Source organism: Paenibacillus sp. N3.4, assembly GCF_008017805.1.
Lineage (GTDB): Bacteria > Bacillota > Bacilli > Paenibacillales > NBRC-103111 > Paenibacillus_E.
In genome coordinates this window covers 115,065-132,577 of the sequence record NZ_VRTT01000007.1, presented here as the reverse complement: position 1 = coordinate 132,577, position 17,513 = coordinate 115,065, and the positions used below count along the sequence as shown (strand labels likewise).

General features: G+C 44.5%; 17 protein-coding genes. 4 read left to right on the top strand and 13 right to left on the bottom strand.

Features of this window, described 5'->3' with window-relative positions:
- Positions 1–8: 8 nt before the first annotated feature.
- The 8 genes from FU659_RS35175 to FU659_RS06135 all read right to left on the bottom strand — a co-directional run bounded on the left by FU659_RS35175 (position 9) and on the right by FU659_RS06135 (position 5,869).
- Positions 9–173 carry a hypothetical protein gene (locus FU659_RS35175; RefSeq protein ID WP_187273932.1) on the bottom strand — a complete coding sequence of 55 codons (165 nt, stop codon included), beginning with the start codon at positions 171–173 and terminating at the stop codon, positions 9–11.
- 492 nt (positions 174–665) lie between these two features.
- On the bottom strand, positions 666–1,715 hold the full coding sequence (gene mreB, locus FU659_RS06165; protein ID WP_147946750.1) for a rod shape-determining protein: 1,050 nt from the start codon (positions 1,713–1,715) through the stop codon (positions 666–668).
- 207 nt (positions 1,716–1,922) lie between these two features.
- Positions 1,923–2,873: an aldo/keto reductase family protein gene (locus FU659_RS06160; protein ID WP_147946749.1), complete on the bottom strand. Its 951-nt coding sequence runs from the start codon at positions 2,871–2,873 to the stop codon at positions 1,923–1,925.
- Between the two features lie 154 nt (positions 2,874–3,027).
- On the bottom strand, positions 3,028–4,035 hold the full coding sequence (locus FU659_RS06155) for a sensor histidine kinase (protein WP_147946748.1): 1,008 nt from the start codon (positions 4,033–4,035) through the stop codon (positions 3,028–3,030).
- Positions 4,014–4,508 carry a hypothetical protein gene (locus FU659_RS06150; RefSeq protein WP_147946747.1) on the bottom strand — a complete coding sequence of 165 codons (495 nt, stop codon included), beginning with the start codon at positions 4,506–4,508 and terminating at the stop codon, positions 4,014–4,016. The genes FU659_RS06155 and FU659_RS06150 overlap by 22 nt, the downstream gene beginning before the upstream one ends.
- Positions 4,509–4,543: 35 nt before the next feature.
- A complete protein-coding gene (locus FU659_RS06145) occupies positions 4,544–4,918 on the bottom strand; it encodes a hypothetical protein (protein WP_187273931.1) in 375 nt (124 codons plus the stop codon).
- Positions 4,840–5,199 (bottom strand): hypothetical protein, encoded by a 360-nt coding sequence (locus FU659_RS06140; RefSeq protein ID WP_147946745.1) that lies wholly within the window; start codon positions 5,197–5,199, stop codon positions 4,840–4,842. Before FU659_RS06140 ends, FU659_RS06145 begins: the two co-directional genes overlap by 79 nt.
- Positions 5,177–5,869, bottom strand: a complete 693-nt coding sequence (locus FU659_RS06135) for a response regulator transcription factor (protein ID WP_147946744.1) — start codon at positions 5,867–5,869, stop codon at positions 5,177–5,179. Before FU659_RS06135 ends, FU659_RS06140 begins: the two co-directional genes overlap by 23 nt.
- A gap of 305 nt (positions 5,870–6,174) precedes the next feature.
- On the opposite strand from FU659_RS06135, the gene FU659_RS06130 reads away from it, so the two are divergent.
- Positions 6,175–6,735 carry a hypothetical protein gene (locus FU659_RS06130; protein ID WP_147946743.1) on the top strand — a complete coding sequence of 187 codons (561 nt, stop codon included), beginning with the start codon at positions 6,175–6,177 and terminating at the stop codon, positions 6,733–6,735.
- 57 nt (positions 6,736–6,792) lie between these two features.
- Positions 6,793–7,044, top strand: coding sequence for a hypothetical protein (locus FU659_RS06125; protein WP_147946742.1), 252 nt, complete (start codon positions 6,793–6,795; stop codon positions 7,042–7,044).
- A gap of 552 nt (positions 7,045–7,596) precedes the next feature.
- Here the strand turns inward: FU659_RS06125 and FU659_RS06120 are convergent.
- From FU659_RS06120 to FU659_RS35170, 5 genes are all read right to left on the bottom strand, one after another.
- Positions 7,597–8,604 carry a FecCD family ABC transporter permease gene (locus FU659_RS06120; protein ID WP_147946741.1) on the bottom strand — a complete coding sequence of 336 codons (1,008 nt, stop codon included), beginning with the start codon at positions 8,602–8,604 and terminating at the stop codon, positions 7,597–7,599.
- Positions 8,601–9,605 carry a FecCD family ABC transporter permease gene (locus FU659_RS06115; protein ID WP_147946740.1) on the bottom strand — a complete coding sequence of 335 codons (1,005 nt, stop codon included), beginning with the start codon at positions 9,603–9,605 and terminating at the stop codon, positions 8,601–8,603. Before FU659_RS06115 ends, FU659_RS06120 begins: the two co-directional genes overlap by 4 nt.
- Before the next feature lie 48 nt (positions 9,606–9,653).
- Positions 9,654–10,580, bottom strand: a complete 927-nt coding sequence (locus FU659_RS06110; protein WP_147946739.1) for an iron-hydroxamate ABC transporter substrate-binding protein — start codon at positions 10,578–10,580, stop codon at positions 9,654–9,656.
- A gap of 240 nt (positions 10,581–10,820) precedes the next feature.
- On the bottom strand, positions 10,821–12,473 hold the full coding sequence (locus tag FU659_RS06105) for a helix-turn-helix domain-containing protein (protein WP_147946738.1): 1,653 nt from the start codon (positions 12,471–12,473) through the stop codon (positions 10,821–10,823).
- 30 nt (positions 12,474–12,503) lie between these two features.
- Entirely contained in the window at positions 12,504–12,725 is a 222-nt protein-coding gene (locus tag FU659_RS35170) for a hypothetical protein (protein WP_187273930.1), read from the bottom strand.
- Positions 12,726–12,778: 53 nt separating this feature from the next.
- Between FU659_RS35170 and FU659_RS06100 the strand changes: the two genes are divergently transcribed.
- Positions 12,779–14,332: an SWIM zinc finger family protein gene (locus FU659_RS06100; protein WP_147946737.1), complete on the top strand. Its 1,554-nt coding sequence runs from the start codon at positions 12,779–12,781 to the stop codon at positions 14,330–14,332.
- Positions 14,329–17,250, top strand: coding sequence for a DEAD/DEAH box helicase (locus FU659_RS06095; RefSeq protein WP_147946736.1), 2,922 nt, complete (start codon positions 14,329–14,331; stop codon positions 17,248–17,250). Before FU659_RS06100 ends, FU659_RS06095 begins: the two co-directional genes overlap by 4 nt.
- Positions 17,251–17,513 lie beyond the last annotated feature (263 nt).

Here is a 17,513-nt window from a genome sequence, read left to right as displayed (position 1 = left end):
AAAGCGCGTTACAGCTCGAGCCTTCTCGCCTGCTCCCCCCTTTTCACCTCTGTAAGCATGTTTTTCATGCTTACTGAGGCGGGAGCGGGTTTTTCTCCCTCTGTAACGCGGAAAAACAGCGTTACAGGCTCGAGCTCTCTCGCCTGCTCCCCCCTTTTCACCTCTGTAAGCATGTTTTTCGTGCTTATGGAGGCGGGAGCGGGTTTTTCTACCTCTGTAACGCGGAAAAAGAGACTGTCTATTAACTGTTTTACATTTCAAATTACAAATAAATTTGGTCATAAGTTTGCCCTGAGAGCCCCTCAGATCAATTTAATTTTAAAGAGACTAAAGATTTCTCGTAAAAATAGATTGTAGGCCAACGAATAAAGTTTGTAAATGAATTAATAGACAGTCTCAAAAACAGCGTTACAGCTCGAGCCTTCTCGCCTGCTCCCCCCTTTTCACCTCTGTAAGCATGTTTTTCGTGCTTACGGAGGCGGGAGCGGGTTTTCCTCCCTCTGTAACGCGGAAAAACAGCGCTACAGCTCGAGCTCTCTCGCCTGCTCCCCCCTTTTCACCTCTGTAAGCATGTTTTCGTGCTTACGGAGGCGGGAGCGGGTTTTTCTCCCTCTGTAAGCATGTTTTTCGTGCTTACGGAGGCGGTAGCGGGTTGGTTAGTTGCCTTACTCCTTGTCGTCAGCAGCCTCTTCCCGCTTAGCCTCCGATCTTGTCGGCTTACTCCTCTTCCCTTCAACATTCAACATCATTCCCGTGCCCAGAGCTGTGCATTCAAGCGGCCTGTCTGCGATATGTACGGCAACTCCTGTCTCTGTGCGAATTCGCTCATCAATACCTTCCAGTAATGCACCGCCACCGCACAGTAAAATTCCCTGTTCAATGACATCTCCGGCAAGTTCAGGGGGACAGAGCTCTAAAGTAGCGCGAATGGCTTCAATTAGCGGTCCTAAGAAATCATTCACAACGGTATAAATTTCACTGGATGTTAGTCTGATCGTTTTTGGTAAACCATCAATTAAATCGCGCCCTCGGATATCCATACTTCGTTCTTCACGCGAAGAACTGGCTGTTCCGATCGTTTTCTTAATCGTTTCGGCTGTCGGCTCTCCAATATCGATGTTGTGCTGCCTTTTGACATATTCGATAATATCTTGATCCAGGGACATACCAGCCCTATATATCGTATGACTCGCAACAATTCCGCCCAGTGACAAGACAGCCACTTGACAGGTGCCACCGCCAATATTTAGCACCATGTGGCCCAAAGGTTCATCCAGCCTGAGTCCTGCTCCTAAAGCCGCTGCTAAAGGTTCTTCAACTGTGATTGCCTTCCTCGCACCCTTATGCACAACGGTTTCTTCAATGGCCCGCTTCTGAACACTGGTAATGTCGCAGGGCACAGATATGTAAATGTGAGAGCTTCGTAAAAACATGGATCGACCTTGAATTTTTTTGATAAAATGCTGCAGCATCCTGCTTGTCCGCTCGAAATTGGCGATGACGCCATGCCTTAAAGGGTACATAATATCGACATGAGCGGGTGCTCGGCCAATCATGGCTTGCGCTTCGCTACCAACCGCTAATAACTCGCCTGTATGCTGATGGAAGGCAATTACAGAAGGTTCATTGAGAACAATCCCTTTCCCCTTCTCGTAAATAACGGTATTAGATGTACCGAGATCAATGCCATATAATCGATCATAACGTTTTAACATGAATTTATTTTCCTCCTTCGTTTGTATCGGATCTATGGTATGGAGGGCAACACACGTATTTTATAGTATTCTTCACATAGGCCGGTTTTGTGGGGGGCATGCATAGAAATACCAAAAATTACATGTTCTTAAGAATTCTCGCCCCCCCCACTGGAGCTATAGACAAAAAAAGCCTGCTGCACCATGGCAACAGGCTCCATTATTCACTTATTTAATATCGTCCTTTAATATCTGTTCAATCACTTCAAGAACATCCTCCGAAAGCGTCACATCGGAAGCCGCACAGTTCTCAATCACCTGCTCAGGTCGGCTTGCACCGACGAGTGCGCTAGCAACATTATCTTGTCGCAAAACCCAAGCAAGCGCTAATTGAGAAACCTTAATCCCAAGCTCAGATGCGATATCTTCTAGCTTTTCAACCTGAATCAATTGGCTCTCTTTGAAGCGATCTTCTTCCCAGTTTTTGCTGGCTGCACGGCTATCTGTCGGAAATGCTTGCCCTCGGCGGTATTTACCCGTTAATAAACCTTGTGCTAATGGCGAGAAGACAACTTGGCTGATGCCCTTGTTCGTTCCGGTCGGAATCACTTCTTTTTCTATATAACGATTGAACATGTTGTATACCGGCTGATTCACAATGATTCGGTCCAATAAATATTTGTCGGCAATCGCCAAAGCCTCTACCATTTGTGCGACTGTCCATTCACTTACACCGACATATAATACCTTACCCTGCGTAATTAGGTCATCAAGAGCGCGCAGTGTCTCTTCGAGTGGTGTTTCCGGATCAAAACGGTGGCAATAATAGAGATCTACATAATCCACTTGAAGACGCTTTAAGCTGGCATGGCATTGCTCCAACACATGCTTGCGGGAAAGGCCGCGATCGTTCGGGCCATCTCCCATTTGGCCGAAGACTTTGGTTGCCAACACATACGATTCGCGAGGATAGGCTTTCAGCACCTCACCCATCACTTTTTCAGCCTCACCGCGCTCATAGACATTTGCCGTATCAAAAAAGTTAACGCCGTGATCGTAAGCTTGCTCGATAGAACGGATCGACTTTTCATTTTCTACATATCCGCCATAAGTCATCCAACTGCCCAAACTAATTTCGCTGACCTTCAATCCGCTTCTGCCCAGCTTCCGGTATTTCAAGGGACGCACCTCCACAAATTAAATTAACGATTTACGAAGAACTTATCTTTCCTTGCTAGTATAGGGCAAACTTGGGCATCTGATAAGTACTGAAATACTTTTGCATTAGTAACCTTGAGGTTAGTAAAGGAGAAAAATTCAACGAGAGTTACCTTCATTTTTGGGTAGTCGGCAGACGAAATAGGACGGTTGCCTTAAATAAATCGCCATCAGCTTCAATACGCAGTTGGCCTCCCTGAAGTTCAACAATACTCTTGGCAATAGCCAGACCTAGACCTGAGCCTTCCGTATACCTGGATGGATCTCCGCGTTTAAATCTTTCCAGCAGTTCATCCACCTCATAATCGATTTCATACGCAGAGACGTTCTTGATGGTAAAGGCAACTTGATTATTTTCTTCGGTTAACGAGAGATGAACCCGGGTATCCGGCATCGCATATTTCAAAGCGTTACTGATCAAGTTTTCGAACACGCGCCATGTTTTTCTGCCATCCAAAGGAACTAGTATGGCAGCTTGCGGCATATGAACACGAAAAGACAGCTTTGAGCTTTCGATTTTTTCACTGAATTCACCCAGTGCTTGGTTCAACAGAGCGGATAAATTGACGGTTTCCACTTGTAATTCAACGGCACCGCTAGCCATTTTGGATACCTCAAACAAATCATCAATCAATACTTGGAGACGTTGTGTTTTTCGCTCCAGCACCTCTATATAGCTGCTTGATAATTCCGGGGACAGGTCTTTCTGTTTAAGCAAATCCACATAATTAATAATGGAGGTCAGCGGCGTTTTGAGATCATGGGAGACATTCGTTATTAATTCTGTTTTCATTCTCTCACTTTTCATTTCTTTTTCCATCGATGCTTTGAATCCCATTTTCATGTTATTTAGTTGTTGAGCTAACCGCGCTAGATTTCCGGAACCTCCTACTTTCATAGAACTATTCAAATTCCCTGCAGTAATCTGCTCAACACTCACCAAAATGTGATGAAGCGTACCTAACCTTCTAAACATATAAGGCAAAATCGTTATCACGAAAAAAAGCACATAGAGACTTCCCAAAAATACAAGTCCACTCCCCACATCTTCGTATACGAAAAAACTAAAGCAAATGCCCAGAAGCACCGTTAGAATACTGATCAGCACGGCCTTAAAAACCATGGTTTTTTCACTAAATGACTGGCAATTTGTGAGGAGATTCTTTTAAACACACTATTCTTCCATTGATCTTCCAACTGCTCTTTTCTTCGACACAATTTCACCAAATTAAGAACAACAAGCCATATTACGGTTAAAGCCAGAGAAAGGATCACCCAATCTATCAATCTACGGAATTCAAGAGGCCACCTAAAAAGCGAGTTTGCATACAAATGTGACTTACAAATAAACCAGGCGATTACTATCATTAACAGACGAACATCCAGAGGTATTCGGTGCAGCCAGTTCATCGGAGCAGTCTCAGCCAAGCCGCTAAACATATGTACTTTTCTCAAATAAAAGAGAAGTCCCACGATTAGAACAAGATCGATTGCCAGCATGACGATTTCCTTCAGAAGACGTTCCCGAATCGAATTGTAGTATGCATAGTCAGCCTGAATTTGGCTGAAGCCCTTCGTTTCCTGAGGAATAATCAAATAGCCCTCAAGTCGGTTTGATTGAAAATATTTATTTAGGGAAGGGTTGTATTTTTGACATACTTTTGTGGGAGTTGGATGCTATATAGCGCCTTTTTGCTTTCTACCTTAGGGTCTAATTCCGTATTTTTATAAATACTATTATTTTGAGGATCCTCGATATAATAATGGAAGGCACCGCTGCGAGCAGTTAAACTGGCTTCCACCTCAGCGAACTCATTGTCTTTATAAGCAATATATTGACTTTTCCTCAAATCATACAGCTTTATAATCTCGTTATGAATGCTATCCAAATGAGCATTTTCTTCCTGCTGAAGTCGTGATACGTCTTCTAACTTACCAAGCCTCTCCGCTTCTGCAAGTCTCTCACCGTACGATTGGACAACGGCGTTTTGGCTATTTTTCTCCATGTTTCGATAAAATAGTTTCCAATTTTCACTACGATCCACACCAACTTTGCATCCTCTGTCAGAAGCGGATAATGCTTGTTATCCATATGGAAGTAACGGATCAAGTTAAAATGAAGTTGTATTTCGTTGTCAAAAGCCAGACTTTCAAAATAGGCATCCTGCTTTAAAAAAGAGCTGTGCTTGGCCACATCCACGATGATCAATATGGCCAAAACACATGCATGAATCCAAACTATTAAAAGTGCATAGCGAAAATAGTTATTTTTCAATTTTATACCCAATGCCCCATACCACCTTTAAATATTTTGGATCTCGCGGATTGATCTCGATCTTTTCACGAATTCTTCGAACATGGACAGCTACGGTGTTTTCGGCATTCAAATAAGGTTCTTTCCAAACCTTCTCGTAAATATCCTCAATGGAAAAAACGCAGCCTCTGTTTGCCATCAGCAGCTCTAAAATCTTAAATTCAGTCGCTGTCAAGCGTACTTCCTCACCATCCACAGACACATTTCTGGTGTCTTTATTGAGTATGAGTCCTCTGACTGCGATCTCATTTTCACGGGCTACATAGTTGCCAAAAGTTGTATATCTCCTTAATTGCGATTTGACTCTTGCTACCAACTCTAGCGGATTAAAGGGCTTGCCCATATAATCATCTGCACCGACATGCAGCCCTAGAATCTTATCCGTATCTTCTGTTTTGGCAGACAGCATCAGGATTGGCGTATTTTTCGATTCTCTTACTTTAAACGCGGTTTTAATCCCATCCAACTGTGGCATCATGATGTCCAGAATAATCAGATGAATGTCATTCTCCTCTAGAGCTCTTAATGCTTCCAATCCGTTATTGGCTTTAATAATATGCATATTTTCATTCGTTAAGTAAATCTCTATCGCATCTTGAATTTCTTTTTCATCATCAACGACAAGTATATTGTAGAGTGGCATGAGTCCTCACCTTTTTGGAATGAATCGATGATGCCGCGGCTAACCATCATCCTAACTATATAATAATAGGTTATTTTTTACAATTAACTTTTCAAAATTATGACAAATTTCTTAAGAATGGGTAGAACATTCCCTTTATCACATTTTTCAAAAAGGGGGTTCTTTCAGAAAAAATGAAATTTTAATGGGTCCATGCAATCATTTGGATTGGGCAGAATACAATACAAGATGACAATTTTTGGTTATTATTCTAGGCAAAAGAAGTAGCATTTCGTTAGGGCTTAAAACGAGAAGAGGTTATTCATTTGAACTTTTCAGGTCAAAAATCGAGCGCGAATTTTGATAAAGTGATCGTCACTAATATTCAAGACGCTTCAGGCATATTTATCGGAAATAACTACATGATCGATTGGAGTTCCTTTACTAAAAGCAATTCTGGTTTCGGGAGCCTTAGAGGGGCCACGCTTACCAATGCCATAAACGTTGTTTGCGATCAGGATATAAATGATATGACTATAGAAAACCAAAAATATGTAATATTAGAAGAAGGTGGGAACATCCCCCAGCAACAAAGTGATATCGATTTTCAATCTATTCATGTTAATGCTGTGAACAATGGTTCGGCTATTAACTTAGGAGATAACAAACAACTTGTTTGGGGAACTTCCCGAAAAATCAATTATGGTACTGGTAAAAGTATTGGTACCAACCAATTAAATAAAATCGCAAATTTTGTTTTAGATAATGATATTGTGGATTCTATCTTTCAAACGGACGAAAAAATCATCGAGAATATCGAAAATAGTACGAAGAATATACGAATCAGTCAAAAAAACGATGATGTTGATAAATATGATTCCCAGTGACAGATTTCCTATAGTTTAGTTATTCGCTCAGGTATGTATATATAGGGAGGTGTAGGTTTGGCTGTTATCATTTCTTTAGCTGCTGGCGCCATTAATGTGAATTCTTTAAATAGAGGCTCTGTCATTAACATTGGTGAGGTATCTCTACCGGGATGGAATCAAAACGGTAAGTCAAATTTCGGAACTGGTCAATTGTTCGGTGCAAACGTTCAGGCATGCTTTGTTGCAACTGTTTTCGACAATGATATTGTGGATTCTCCTATCAATGAGGTTCAACCTAACGCATCTCTGCAAAACCAATCCTTATAATAAGGACACAAACTTTCACATTAATTCAAATGTAACAGATTCTAAAAAACAAACTTAATGGTGGTAGTTATGAGTAAAAAATCAAAACTTAATCCTTGTGTTCGTTGTTTTAAAGTTCCTGACGAAAACACTAAGTATTGTACGGATTGCGGTGCTCCATTACAAAATTACTGCTCCGACGAACCAGGGCGTCTGTTAAAAAAGGGCTGCAAAAATCTGAACCCTGAAATGGCAGCTTATTGTTCCAAATGCGGTCTACCTACCTTATTCCAACTACATGGTCTCATTAATCCCATATACGCAAGTCCAGATAAACCACTATTTAATAGGTTCTTTTCGTAATTATTATTGCGAATTGAATCGACAAGAGGCTAACGATCCAAAACACCAAACTTTTATTCTCAAAGTTTTCGTACTCCCTTCAAGCCGACGATATCCCTCCCACTTTACGTTAAAAAGTCCTGCCCAGGTGGATTTTCTTCCACATGACACAGGACTTTTCCCAATATTGCTGGTAAGTTTGGATGTATTCTTTCTGACTTCGCGTCGGAGCTACTTCTTTAGCAGTAAATAAGCAAAATACGGCACACCAATCAACGAAACCATGATGCCTGCGGGAATACCATCTGGATCAATAAGATTGCGACCGATCATGTCCGAGATTAAAAGAAGCCATCCGCCAAGCAAAATCGCGACGGGAATGAACATCTGATTTCTCGGGCCAACCAACTTTTTGGCAATGTGCGGAGCCATCAATCCGATGAATGCAATCCCGCCTGTGACAGATACCGCAGATGCGGCTGCGGCAACAGCGGTCACAATGAGGACAAGGCGTTCACGTTCGAGATTCAAGCCGACGCCAATGGCCGATACCTCGCTTAAGCTGAGAATATTGAGCCGTATTGACTTGATCATGGTAAATGGGATAAGCAGGATCAGCCAAGGGAGCAGCGCCCAGATGAACGGCCAGTCCGTGCCCCAAATATTGCCGGCAATCCATTTCGCGATAAAATCAACCTTCGACCGTTCAGCGGATGAAATGATTACGATCATGATCCCCGACAGCGCTAGGGAGAACCCAACCCCGACCAACACAAGCCGAATAGGATCAAGTCCTCGCGTCCGGCTGTAGGAAAATGCATAGATGAGAGCAGCAGTGATTAAGGCGCCTAGGAAAGCTACCAGCGGAAGAACATAGATGAATGATCCAGCTGCAATCGGGAAGTACAGGAAAAAGATAGCAATAGCCACTCCTGCTCCGGAATTTATCCCGATAATACCCGGGTCCGCTAGGTCGTTGCGGGTAACGCTTTGCAAAATCGAACCGGATAATGCAAGCGCCATCCCCGACAACAGCGTAATCAGAATTCTTGGTAATCGGACAGCGAACAGAACAAACTCTTCTTTGAAGGTGCCATGACCAAACAGAACAGGAATCAACCTATCAAAAGACAATGAAGAATATCCCAGACCCATACTTGAAATAGCTGTAAGGATAATAAGCACAAAGCTGACAAGCAAGATCAGACGTTGTTTTCGCGCGAGAGCAGACTGGGTCATGAGAGAGCTTTACCTCCTTTACGCACAACGAGTAAGAAGAAGGGCAAGCCCACCATCGCCAGGATGGCTGCTACAGGCGTCTCGTAAGGTGAATTGATTGTGCGGCCTATCGTATCGGCAAGCAGCATGAAGCTGGCTCCCGATAATGCCGAGATGGGCAGGATATACCGATAATCCGTTCCGACGATCATGCGGACGATGTGCGGAATCATTAATCCCACGAATGCGATGTTTCCGACAAGCGCAACCGATGCCCCAGTAAGCAAAATAATGAGAACGAACAAGATAGATTTAATCTGTACGAGTTTTTGCCCCAATCCGATGGCTACCTCGTCACTCAAGCTGAGCATGGTCAATTGGTTAGAAAGAATCAAAGCGACTACGATTCCCAGGATGATAACCGGCGCAATCGTCTGGAGCTGTCCCCATGTCGTTCCGATTAATCCCCCGGCGGTCCACATGGATACGTCCTTGGAAATCTTGAAAGCGATACTTACGCCACTTGATATGGCATACAGAAACGCAGAAACAGCTGCACCGGCCAGTACGATTCGAATCGGTGACATTCTGGCTCGACTCGTCGAGCCAAGGAAGAGTACTAAAGCTGCTCCCAGAGCGGCGCCAAGAAAGCAAGCTACCATGATGCCGAAATAGTTCAGTCCAGGAAGAAATACGAAAGTAAGCGCAAGTGCCATATTAGCGCCTGAAGTCAAGCCCAGCAAGCCTGGATCGGCCAGCGGATTGCGAGTTACCCCCTGCATGATCGCACCGGATATTGCAAAAGCGGATCCGATCAGAATTGCGGCCAGTTCACGCGGCAACCGAATCTCACGCAGGATAAGAACGTTGTCATCCAAAGAACCTGCAGTCAGTGCATGCCAAAGGTCATGTAGCGTTATTTCCTTTGCACCGAATATCATGGCAATTAGGAAGCACAACACCAACACCAGTATGCCGCCAAACACCTTATAGGAGAAAGGAATAGAGCGTTTTTTTTTCATGCAATATCATCTTTTCTTAAATGGAATAGGCCATAACATCTGAGAGCTCTACTTGCCAAGAAAACTTTTAATGAAAAATTCTAGCTGGTAATCCAAGCTCAGTGGATCGTTAAAGTAGAACTCCTTCGCATCGACCTCATAGACGCGATTGTTTTTAACAGCGGGAATGTTTTTATACGTTTCTGTATTCTGGAAGGAGGTGTTCTCATCCGCATTCTTACTGAAAATAACGTAGTCGCCCATGTAATCTTTTAAAACTTCCGTCGATACGGCAAAGTAACCGTCAGATTTCGTTGATTCCTTAACTTTATCCGGCATGCCAAGTTTTATTTCCCCATAGAGAATTTCGGTACCGCGTCCAAAGTTATACCCATATACATATAATTGCTTATTGAATGTCTCAATAACTGAAACTGTTGCATTATCGCCAACCTTCGCTTTGATTTCTGCTCCGGCTTTTTTGGCCCGGGCTTTAAAATCATCAATCCAGGTTTGCGCTTCTTTTTCTTTATTCAACAACTTCCCAATTTCCAGCTGCTGCGTTAAGTAATCAACTTTGCCATACGTATATGTGACTGTAGGAGCGATTTTGTTGAATTTGTCGATGTTTTTAATACTTGAAAGTCCGATAATAAGATCCGGCTTCAGCTCAATGATCTTCTCAAGACTTTCATCTGTAACTGCACTTACATCTTTTAGCCTCTCTTTAAACCGCGGATTGCTTTTAGACTTATCGTCTACACCGACTAAAGGCACATCCAGTGCCATAACGTTACCCGTTAAAAATCGGGTAAGCACAACGACACGCTTAGGATGCGTAGGAACCTCAATCGGTCCATTCTCGGACTGATACATAAATGTGGTTGATTTCGAGTCTGAGGTAGGCGCAGGGGACGAACCTTTACCATTATTAGCGCCACAAGCGCTCAATAAAACTCCAAATAAAAGTACAATTGGAATAAAAATCTTTTTCATAACATTACTCTCTCCCTTTTCATGCTGCAATGAATATTCATATCGTGCATGATGTACTAATTTTAGACTAATTGTTTCTACCTATGTAACCAACATCGCCCTCATTTGAGCGGAGTAATCATGATTACGTTTTTCCATCCTTTCTTTTGATTATGATAATCATTCGCATTTGTAATCCTTATTATAGGTGTCCATCATGTGCCTAACCATGCCTTTTTGTTTGAAAATAGACTTGGACTATTAGTTGCCTATAAATAAAGCTAGAGCGCGTTGAAGCTGTAAGCGAATGGAAACCGGGTTGTAAGGCACCCATTCATTCTTGTCAAGCAGATGAACACAGTCCTGCTGAACGGCAGTAAGGTCTTTCCAATAGGGGGATTCGAACACCCTTTTTGAATGTGCGGTGGAACCTTTTACATCCGGAAACACAACAATCAGGAACCGCGTACCCGCATAATCTGCGAGCTCTGATAGCTCGATGGGAAGGGAATGGAATTGATCACCAAGCCTATTCATTTCCCGCTCTATCCTTTCAGGAGGCTGTAGTCCTAGGGATTGATATATCACATATCCGACATTTCGTGATCCATAAACAAGCAGCTCGTCCGGTTTAATAACCAAGATCGTTAGAATTTCATTAGCGACTGCGCTTTTTTGCACAAGTGAACGAGCTGCCTGTTCTTCTTTTTCAAAAGCGGCCAGCCATTGTTCTGCCCGATCACTCCGTTGAATCGCATGGGCAATAAGACGCAGGTGATCTTTCCAACCCATTTCTATCCAAGATATTTCAAAAATAGGCGCTACCGCCCGTAAATGCTCAGGATTCAGCCCATATTGGAGCAAATGCTGTTTGGCTGCAATAATCAACTCGATATGGGTATCAAGCAATGCCGACTTCACCTGCTCTACCGAGCTGTTTGTATGGATAAACATCATCGTTTGAGGCGCCTGCAAGTCAGAAGTACTCACATACTCACTGCTTTCTGAAATGGTGACAGCAGGTTCCAAACCAAGCAACAGCAGATGGCTGGCATATGGTGTAAGCATGACAGCCACTCGCTGAAATGATCCGCGGTTATAGCCTGAAGGTGATGCACCTGTCTGCTGCTTGAAACGACGGCTGAGATAAAATTCATCCTTATAACCTACCTTCAGCGCAATCTCCCTGAGGGTGCCTGGTTCACTTATTAATAGCTCTTTGGCTCTGTGGATGCGCAGTCGTGACATGTATTCATTAGGTGAAAATCCAGTGAGCTGCTTGAAAAGGATTGAGTAGTGCGATCGGCTTACCCCAGCCATTGCTGCCAACTGCTCACGCGTTATTTTTTCGCTAAAGTGGTTTTCTAAGTAAATTATGCTTCGTTCCATGGATGGCTGCTCATTGGCAACATACTTGCTATCCTGCTTCTCCAGCAATTGGAGAATGATTTGGTGAAACAACATTTGATTCTGCACATGGCGGATTTCACGAGCGGGTAAACGATGAATATAAAGTTCCTCGACATGGGCCACAATCGCAGGTTCATTAGGGAAGAATAGCGTATTCGGCGTGGAAGCTACCCCGCTTTTCCGCACCATTGCGCCTGCAGGCAGAGGCCCCACCTGCTCTCGGGTACTGATCAAAAGCTTATAAGCATGAATCGGCTTCAGGTTATTTGTAATTAAAGCGGCATGACTATGCGCTGGGATTAGGATGACGGTCCCTTGCGCGAGCTCGTAGGTTTGATCATTGATTCTAAGGATGCCCTGGCCGCCTGCAATCGCAATAAGCACTGTTACACTCTCATTAATCTTATATATTGGTATATTCGACGTGCTGTACAGCGACTGAATACGATCAGCCATATAATACGGATAGTGGGACTCAGCCCACTCCGAGTCAATGTTATTCATAACCAAACCCTCCATTCCTACATATCTTTACTATAAATGATCAAACCAGGTCAGGCTATCAACTTGTAAATCGTCATTGACACAGTTATCTTCCCATAGGAGCTCATCTTCCCAAAAACATGCAGCAAACACAAAAAAAACACGCCAAGATTCGGCAAGTGAGGTTCCTTTGATCAAATTGATAAAAATATTGCCCAAATTGGGAAGGGCGACAACCTGGTCCTCACATGAAAATGTCGTATTTATTTTCATACCGCACTATAATAAGGTTGATCGCATTCTTTTTTTGTAGTAAGGAGCTTCCAATGAGTTCTCTTCCATTATTAAATGATGAGCAATGGTTGAAGCTTCTGGCTTACGTTGCCGAAGCATTCAATGAAGTGACCCTGAGTCGAGGGTTTACCTATTTTAAACAACAGCGGGTAACAACCCTAATCGTATCTGAACATAGAGTTATCGAAGCGAGGCTCGAGGAGTCAGAAGACTACCTAATCACTCTGCCTATCGATGAGCTCGGGGCTGGATTCTGTACGTGTCCCGTTCACACCTCCTGCAAACACCTTGCAGCCGTTATCATGGAGCTTGGGGATCGTCTAGGCTACCCCGCCTCCCAAATTATGAATGCCAAACAGCATCTCAAACGGACTTTCTCTAGCTCCGCTTCAGAACCTGTACTTTTTGAGTTGCCGAATAAGGATGCAGTTGGCTGGCAGCAGTTTCTGGAGCACTTTACTTCACCTGTTAAACCAACTTATGATCTAGCAACGTATATCGACTTGCTGCGCTATCACTTAAAGCAAATAGAGAAGGTCTCCATTCCGTTCTCAGAGATCGACCGGATCTATTTTGATTTGCATCAGGAATTATTTATTTTAAGAAAGATAAAAGAGCAGAAGGAACAGAGCAGTGTAAGCTACTATACTTCCTCTGCTCTATACCGAGTTTACGATCAGATTCATGAATGGTTGAAACAAAAGGCAGTATCGTCGCTTATCTCATCGAATCGCCTTGAGCAGACGCTAGGCTATTTGAGAGAGCAGATGGCGGTTGAATCCGTTCAAAGGTATCAAGACTACGAGTTGTATAGGATACTCTGGAAGTATTGGATAACGCCTTACCTTGCGGATGACCATTTACTGTCTCAAGAAATGAACAATGTTGAGAAACGTATTGAAGAAACACCCTCATCCTCCCTTTCAGCCGCGAAAGCTTACTTATTCCTCCTGCAGTCAAAAAGCAGGGAAGCCTGGGAGGCTTTAGAAGCAAGCAACGCACTAAAGGAGGCACCGATTGCTTTATTCATTTCTTTCCTCGACCATTTGAGAAGTACCCATAACTGGGATCATCTCGTGTATTGGCTAAGAGTGACTGCTCCTTTTTTCTATGGCAAACGGACCAATGAGCTTGACGCTTATGCCCGCTATTGGAAAGAAACGATCACGCACCTTCCCGAAACGGAGGGATACATGTGGGGGATTTTGGAGGAAATGCTTCCTCATTCTTACCGTATTATTGAGGGATTCCAGTACGAACAAAGAAACTGGCAGAGATGGTTGGAAATGCAGATCCTTCAGGGACACGACCCTCTCTCCCATCGCGTCAGCGTGCTTCAGCCTATCGAGAAGGAATCACCGCAGCTGCTGCTGCCTTATTACCATCAAGCTGTCGATCATTATGTTCGTTTAAAAAATCGGCATGATTATAAATCGGCGGTCAGACTGTTAAAAAGGCTGGAAAAAGTGTACAAGAAGATGAAACAAGACAAACGATGGGAAAGCTTCTTTGCCGGCTTTGTTGAACGACACAGCCGCTTGCGTGCGCTGCAAGAGGAATTAAGGAAAGGGAAGTTACTGCAATGAGCACAAAACTACATGATATGACCCTCTACGTGACTTTGACTAACAGCGGTGACGCCTTACTCTGGGGGCTTCAGGACGGATTCGATATGCCGGGCGACAGTTTTCGAAAGATACTTTTCGCGTGGCACGAACCTTCTTATTATGGGACAGCTTTGGACCAGCAGCAAGCTGGGGACGTAACCGTCACGATCCTGCCCGTAGAGATGGTGCTTCCCTTCTTTGCCAACCCCACCTTCATGGACGTACTCAGGTGGGATGGCGGCAATGAAGCCGCAAAGCAGCTTCTGGAAGTTGGACCTTATCTATACGAAGAAGCAAAATCTCGTCGGTATGTTCCCAGCTACCGAGCTTTCCAAAGTGGGAACCTACAATGGACCTGGGATTCCTCCACGGAAGAATTGGCTAAACTGGATTGGGATAAACTAAGAAACTCAGAAGGTCTGGGTGAAGAGATGTCGGGTTTACAAGCGGCCTTCTCCTCTGTTGTTTCGAATGAGCACTATGCGAGCGAAGCTGCAATGGCAGATCTTCGACGTGAATATCCCGCGCTGTTTCGAGGAGCAAAAGCGGCTGCTTCGATGGATGCGTACAACGAGGAAGAGTGGCTTGCCGTTCTAGGCTGGAGGCCTGACATGGCTCCCTTTCGTCCTGCTCTTCAGCTACTGGAGCCGGATGAGGACGAAGATATGTGGCGTCTGCGTCTCGTGCTGCAGGATAAAAATGATGGATCGGTGTTAACACCGATTCACCTTACCTTAGATGGACAGGCTGTCGGCATTTGGGCCAGTGATTGGAGTTCATTTATCCATGAGCGCTCTACGGGCTGGGCGACAAGACTGACAGCTGCTCTGCCTGGAAAGAATAATGGCGGCGAGATTTTTGCAGACCCATTAAGTGACGAAGAAGCTTGGTCGTTCCTCATAACAGACAGCCGCCACTTGTTGGAAGATGGCTGGAACGTGATGCTGCCCGCTTGGTGGGAAGCGGCCTCGAAACGAAAGCCACGGCTGCGCGCACGGGTTTCCTCCGAAGCCGGCAGCAAAAGTCAGTCGCTTTTTGGACTAAATGCCTTAGTCGAATTCGATTGGCGTGTTGCGATTGGCGATGCTGACCTGGACGCAGCTGAATTTGCCGGGCTGCTCAGTCGCAATGAAAGACTTGTGCGTTTCCGTGGACAATGGGTATATTTGGACCCTGCCCTACTAGAACAAATCAAGAGACTTATGGCCAGTATGAGTCCCGAAGATGGCTTGTCTTTACAGGATGTCTTTCAGCTACACTTATTAAATGAACAGGAGAAGCAGCAAGGTGAAAGTCTCTCAGCTGAGGAAGAAGCCGCGAATGAAAACAGGCTGAAGCTGGAAGTCGAGCTGAATGGCCATTTATTAGCCCTGCTTCGCCAACTTGGTCAGCCATCGGAATTGCAAGAACTGGCTGTACCCAAGGAACTGCGTGCAGAGCTTCGCGGTTACCAACGAGAGGGATTCACGTGGCTGAGTTTCCTAAGAAAGTTCGGACTTGGAGCCTGTTTAGCCGATGACATGGGACTCGGCAAAACCGTTCAATTCATCACTTATTTATTACATCATCGAGCAGAATCAGAGTATCCTGCCCTACTCATTTGTCCGACCTCTGTGCTTGGTAATTGGCAGAAAGAGTTGACTCGTTTTGCCCCAGATCTGAAAGTGTATCTTCATTACGGAAAAGGGCGTTTAAGCGGCGCGGCGCTTTCTCATGCTTTAGCAAGCACCGATGTTGTGCTCACTTCCTATACGACGGCACTCATGGACCAAGAAACGTTACAGGAGACCCCCTGGAGCTCTCTTTGTCTGGATGAGGCTCAGAATATCAAGAATGCGCAAAATAAACAATCAGCGGCTATTCGCACGCTCACAGCCAACCACCGAATTGCCCTTACGGGTACACCAATTGAGAATCGATTGTCAGAGCTATGGTCCATATATGATTTCCTAAATCCCGGTTACCTCGGGAACCAGCGCGGGTTTCAGCATCGTTTCGCCAATCCGATCGAGAAGCATCAAGATGAAGAGCGCACCGCACAGCTTCAGAAACTCGTTAAGCCTTTCATGCTGCGACGTAAAAAGAAAGATCCGGCGATTCAGCTCGATCTGCCCGACAAACTGGAGATGAAGGTTTATATGAATCTGACCCCCGAACAAGGAGCTCTCTATGAGCAAGCAGTCAAAAATCTGATGGAGCGCATGAAAATGCTAGAGGGAATGGAGCGCAAAGGAGCGATTTTGGCTGCTTTAACCCAACTCAAGCAGCTTTGCGACCACCCTGTATTGATGACGAAGGAAGCTGCTTTGTCGGAAGAAATGCTGCTTGCCGATGAGGTCCGCGAAGCGTTCATATCGCGATCTGCCAAACTGGAACGACTGGTAGCCATGGTAAACGAGCTCCGTGATGAAGGAGATTCCTGTCTCATTTTCACACAATACGTCGGCATGGGGCGTATTCTGGCCGATGTCCTGCAAGCACAGCGAGACGAGCAGGTGCTGTATCTGAATGGCAGCACCCCAAAAACGGAACGTGATAAAATGATCGATACTTTTCAGGCCGCCGATGGGTTAGGTCCAGGCATTTTTGTCCTATCGCTGAAAGCCGGCGGTGTCGGACTTAACTTGACCGCAGCCAACCACGTATTCCATTTCGACCGTTGGTGGAACCCTGCCGTCGAGAATCAGGCTACAGACCGCGCTTATCGAATGGGGCAGACACGCAATGTGCAGGTTCATAAGTTCATTTCCCTGGGAACCTTGGAAGAACGAATCGATGAGATGTTGGAGAGTAAGATGAGCCTGAGCGATAACGTGATTTCTACCTCGGAAGGCTGGATTACCGAGCTTTCAAACGATGAGCTGCATGATTTGTTTGCGCTCCGTCAGGAGTGGTAAGTGTTTATCCGAATAGACATGGGCATCACGATTCCCGAGATTCAACGTTCTCGGGTTTCTTCCCATTTAGCCTGATTTTTGGTTGTAAGCATCCGGTTACCAACAATTACTAGCCTGTTTTGACATTAAAAATTCACCATAAACTTGGTTCATACATGAAAAGTATGTTTTAATACTTGTATAGTTAATAGAAAATTTATGAGTAAAGGAGCATACCACTTTGAAAATATCCTCTTTTCTATTACCCAAAGATGAGGTCGCTT

Excerpts from the sequence above, each read along its gene's own strand:
- FU659_RS35175 (WP_187273932.1), bottom strand. The coding sequence starts at position 173 with ATGCTTACAGAGGTGAAAAGGGGGGAGCAGGCGAGAGAGCTCGAGCCT.
- mreB (WP_147946750.1), bottom strand. The coding sequence starts at position 1,715 with ATGTTAAAACGTTATGATCGATTATATGGCATTGATCTCGGTACATCT.
- FU659_RS06155 (WP_147946748.1), bottom strand. The coding sequence starts at position 4,035 with ATGGTTTTTAAGGCCGTGCTGATCAGTATTCTAACGGTGCTTCTGGGC.
- FU659_RS06145 (WP_187273931.1), bottom strand. The coding sequence starts at position 4,918 with ATGGAGAAAAATAGCCAAAACGCCGTTGTCCAATCGTACGGTGAGAGA.
- FU659_RS06135 (WP_147946744.1), bottom strand. The coding sequence starts at position 5,869 with ATGCCACTCTACAATATACTTGTCGTTGATGATGAAAAAGAAATTCAA.
- FU659_RS06120 (WP_147946741.1), bottom strand. The coding sequence starts at position 8,604 with ATGACCCAGTCTGCTCTCGCGCGAAAACAACGTCTGATCTTGCTTGTC.
- FU659_RS06115 (WP_147946740.1), bottom strand. The coding sequence starts at position 9,605 with ATGAAAAAAAAACGCTCTATTCCTTTCTCCTATAAGGTGTTTGGCGGC.
- FU659_RS06110 (WP_147946739.1), bottom strand. The coding sequence starts at position 10,580 with ATGAAAAAGATTTTTATTCCAATTGTACTTTTATTTGGAGTTTTATTG.
- FU659_RS06105 (WP_147946738.1), bottom strand. The coding sequence starts at position 12,473 with ATGAATAACATTGACTCGGAGTGGGCTGAGTCCCACTATCCGTATTAT.
- FU659_RS35170 (WP_187273930.1), bottom strand. The coding sequence starts at position 12,725 with ATGAAAATAAATACGACATTTTCATGTGAGGACCAGGTTGTCGCCCTT.
- FU659_RS06100 (WP_147946737.1), top strand. The coding sequence starts at position 12,779 with ATGAGTTCTCTTCCATTATTAAATGATGAGCAATGGTTGAAGCTTCTG.
- FU659_RS06095 (WP_147946736.1), top strand. The coding sequence starts at position 14,329 with ATGAGCACAAAACTACATGATATGACCCTCTACGTGACTTTGACTAAC.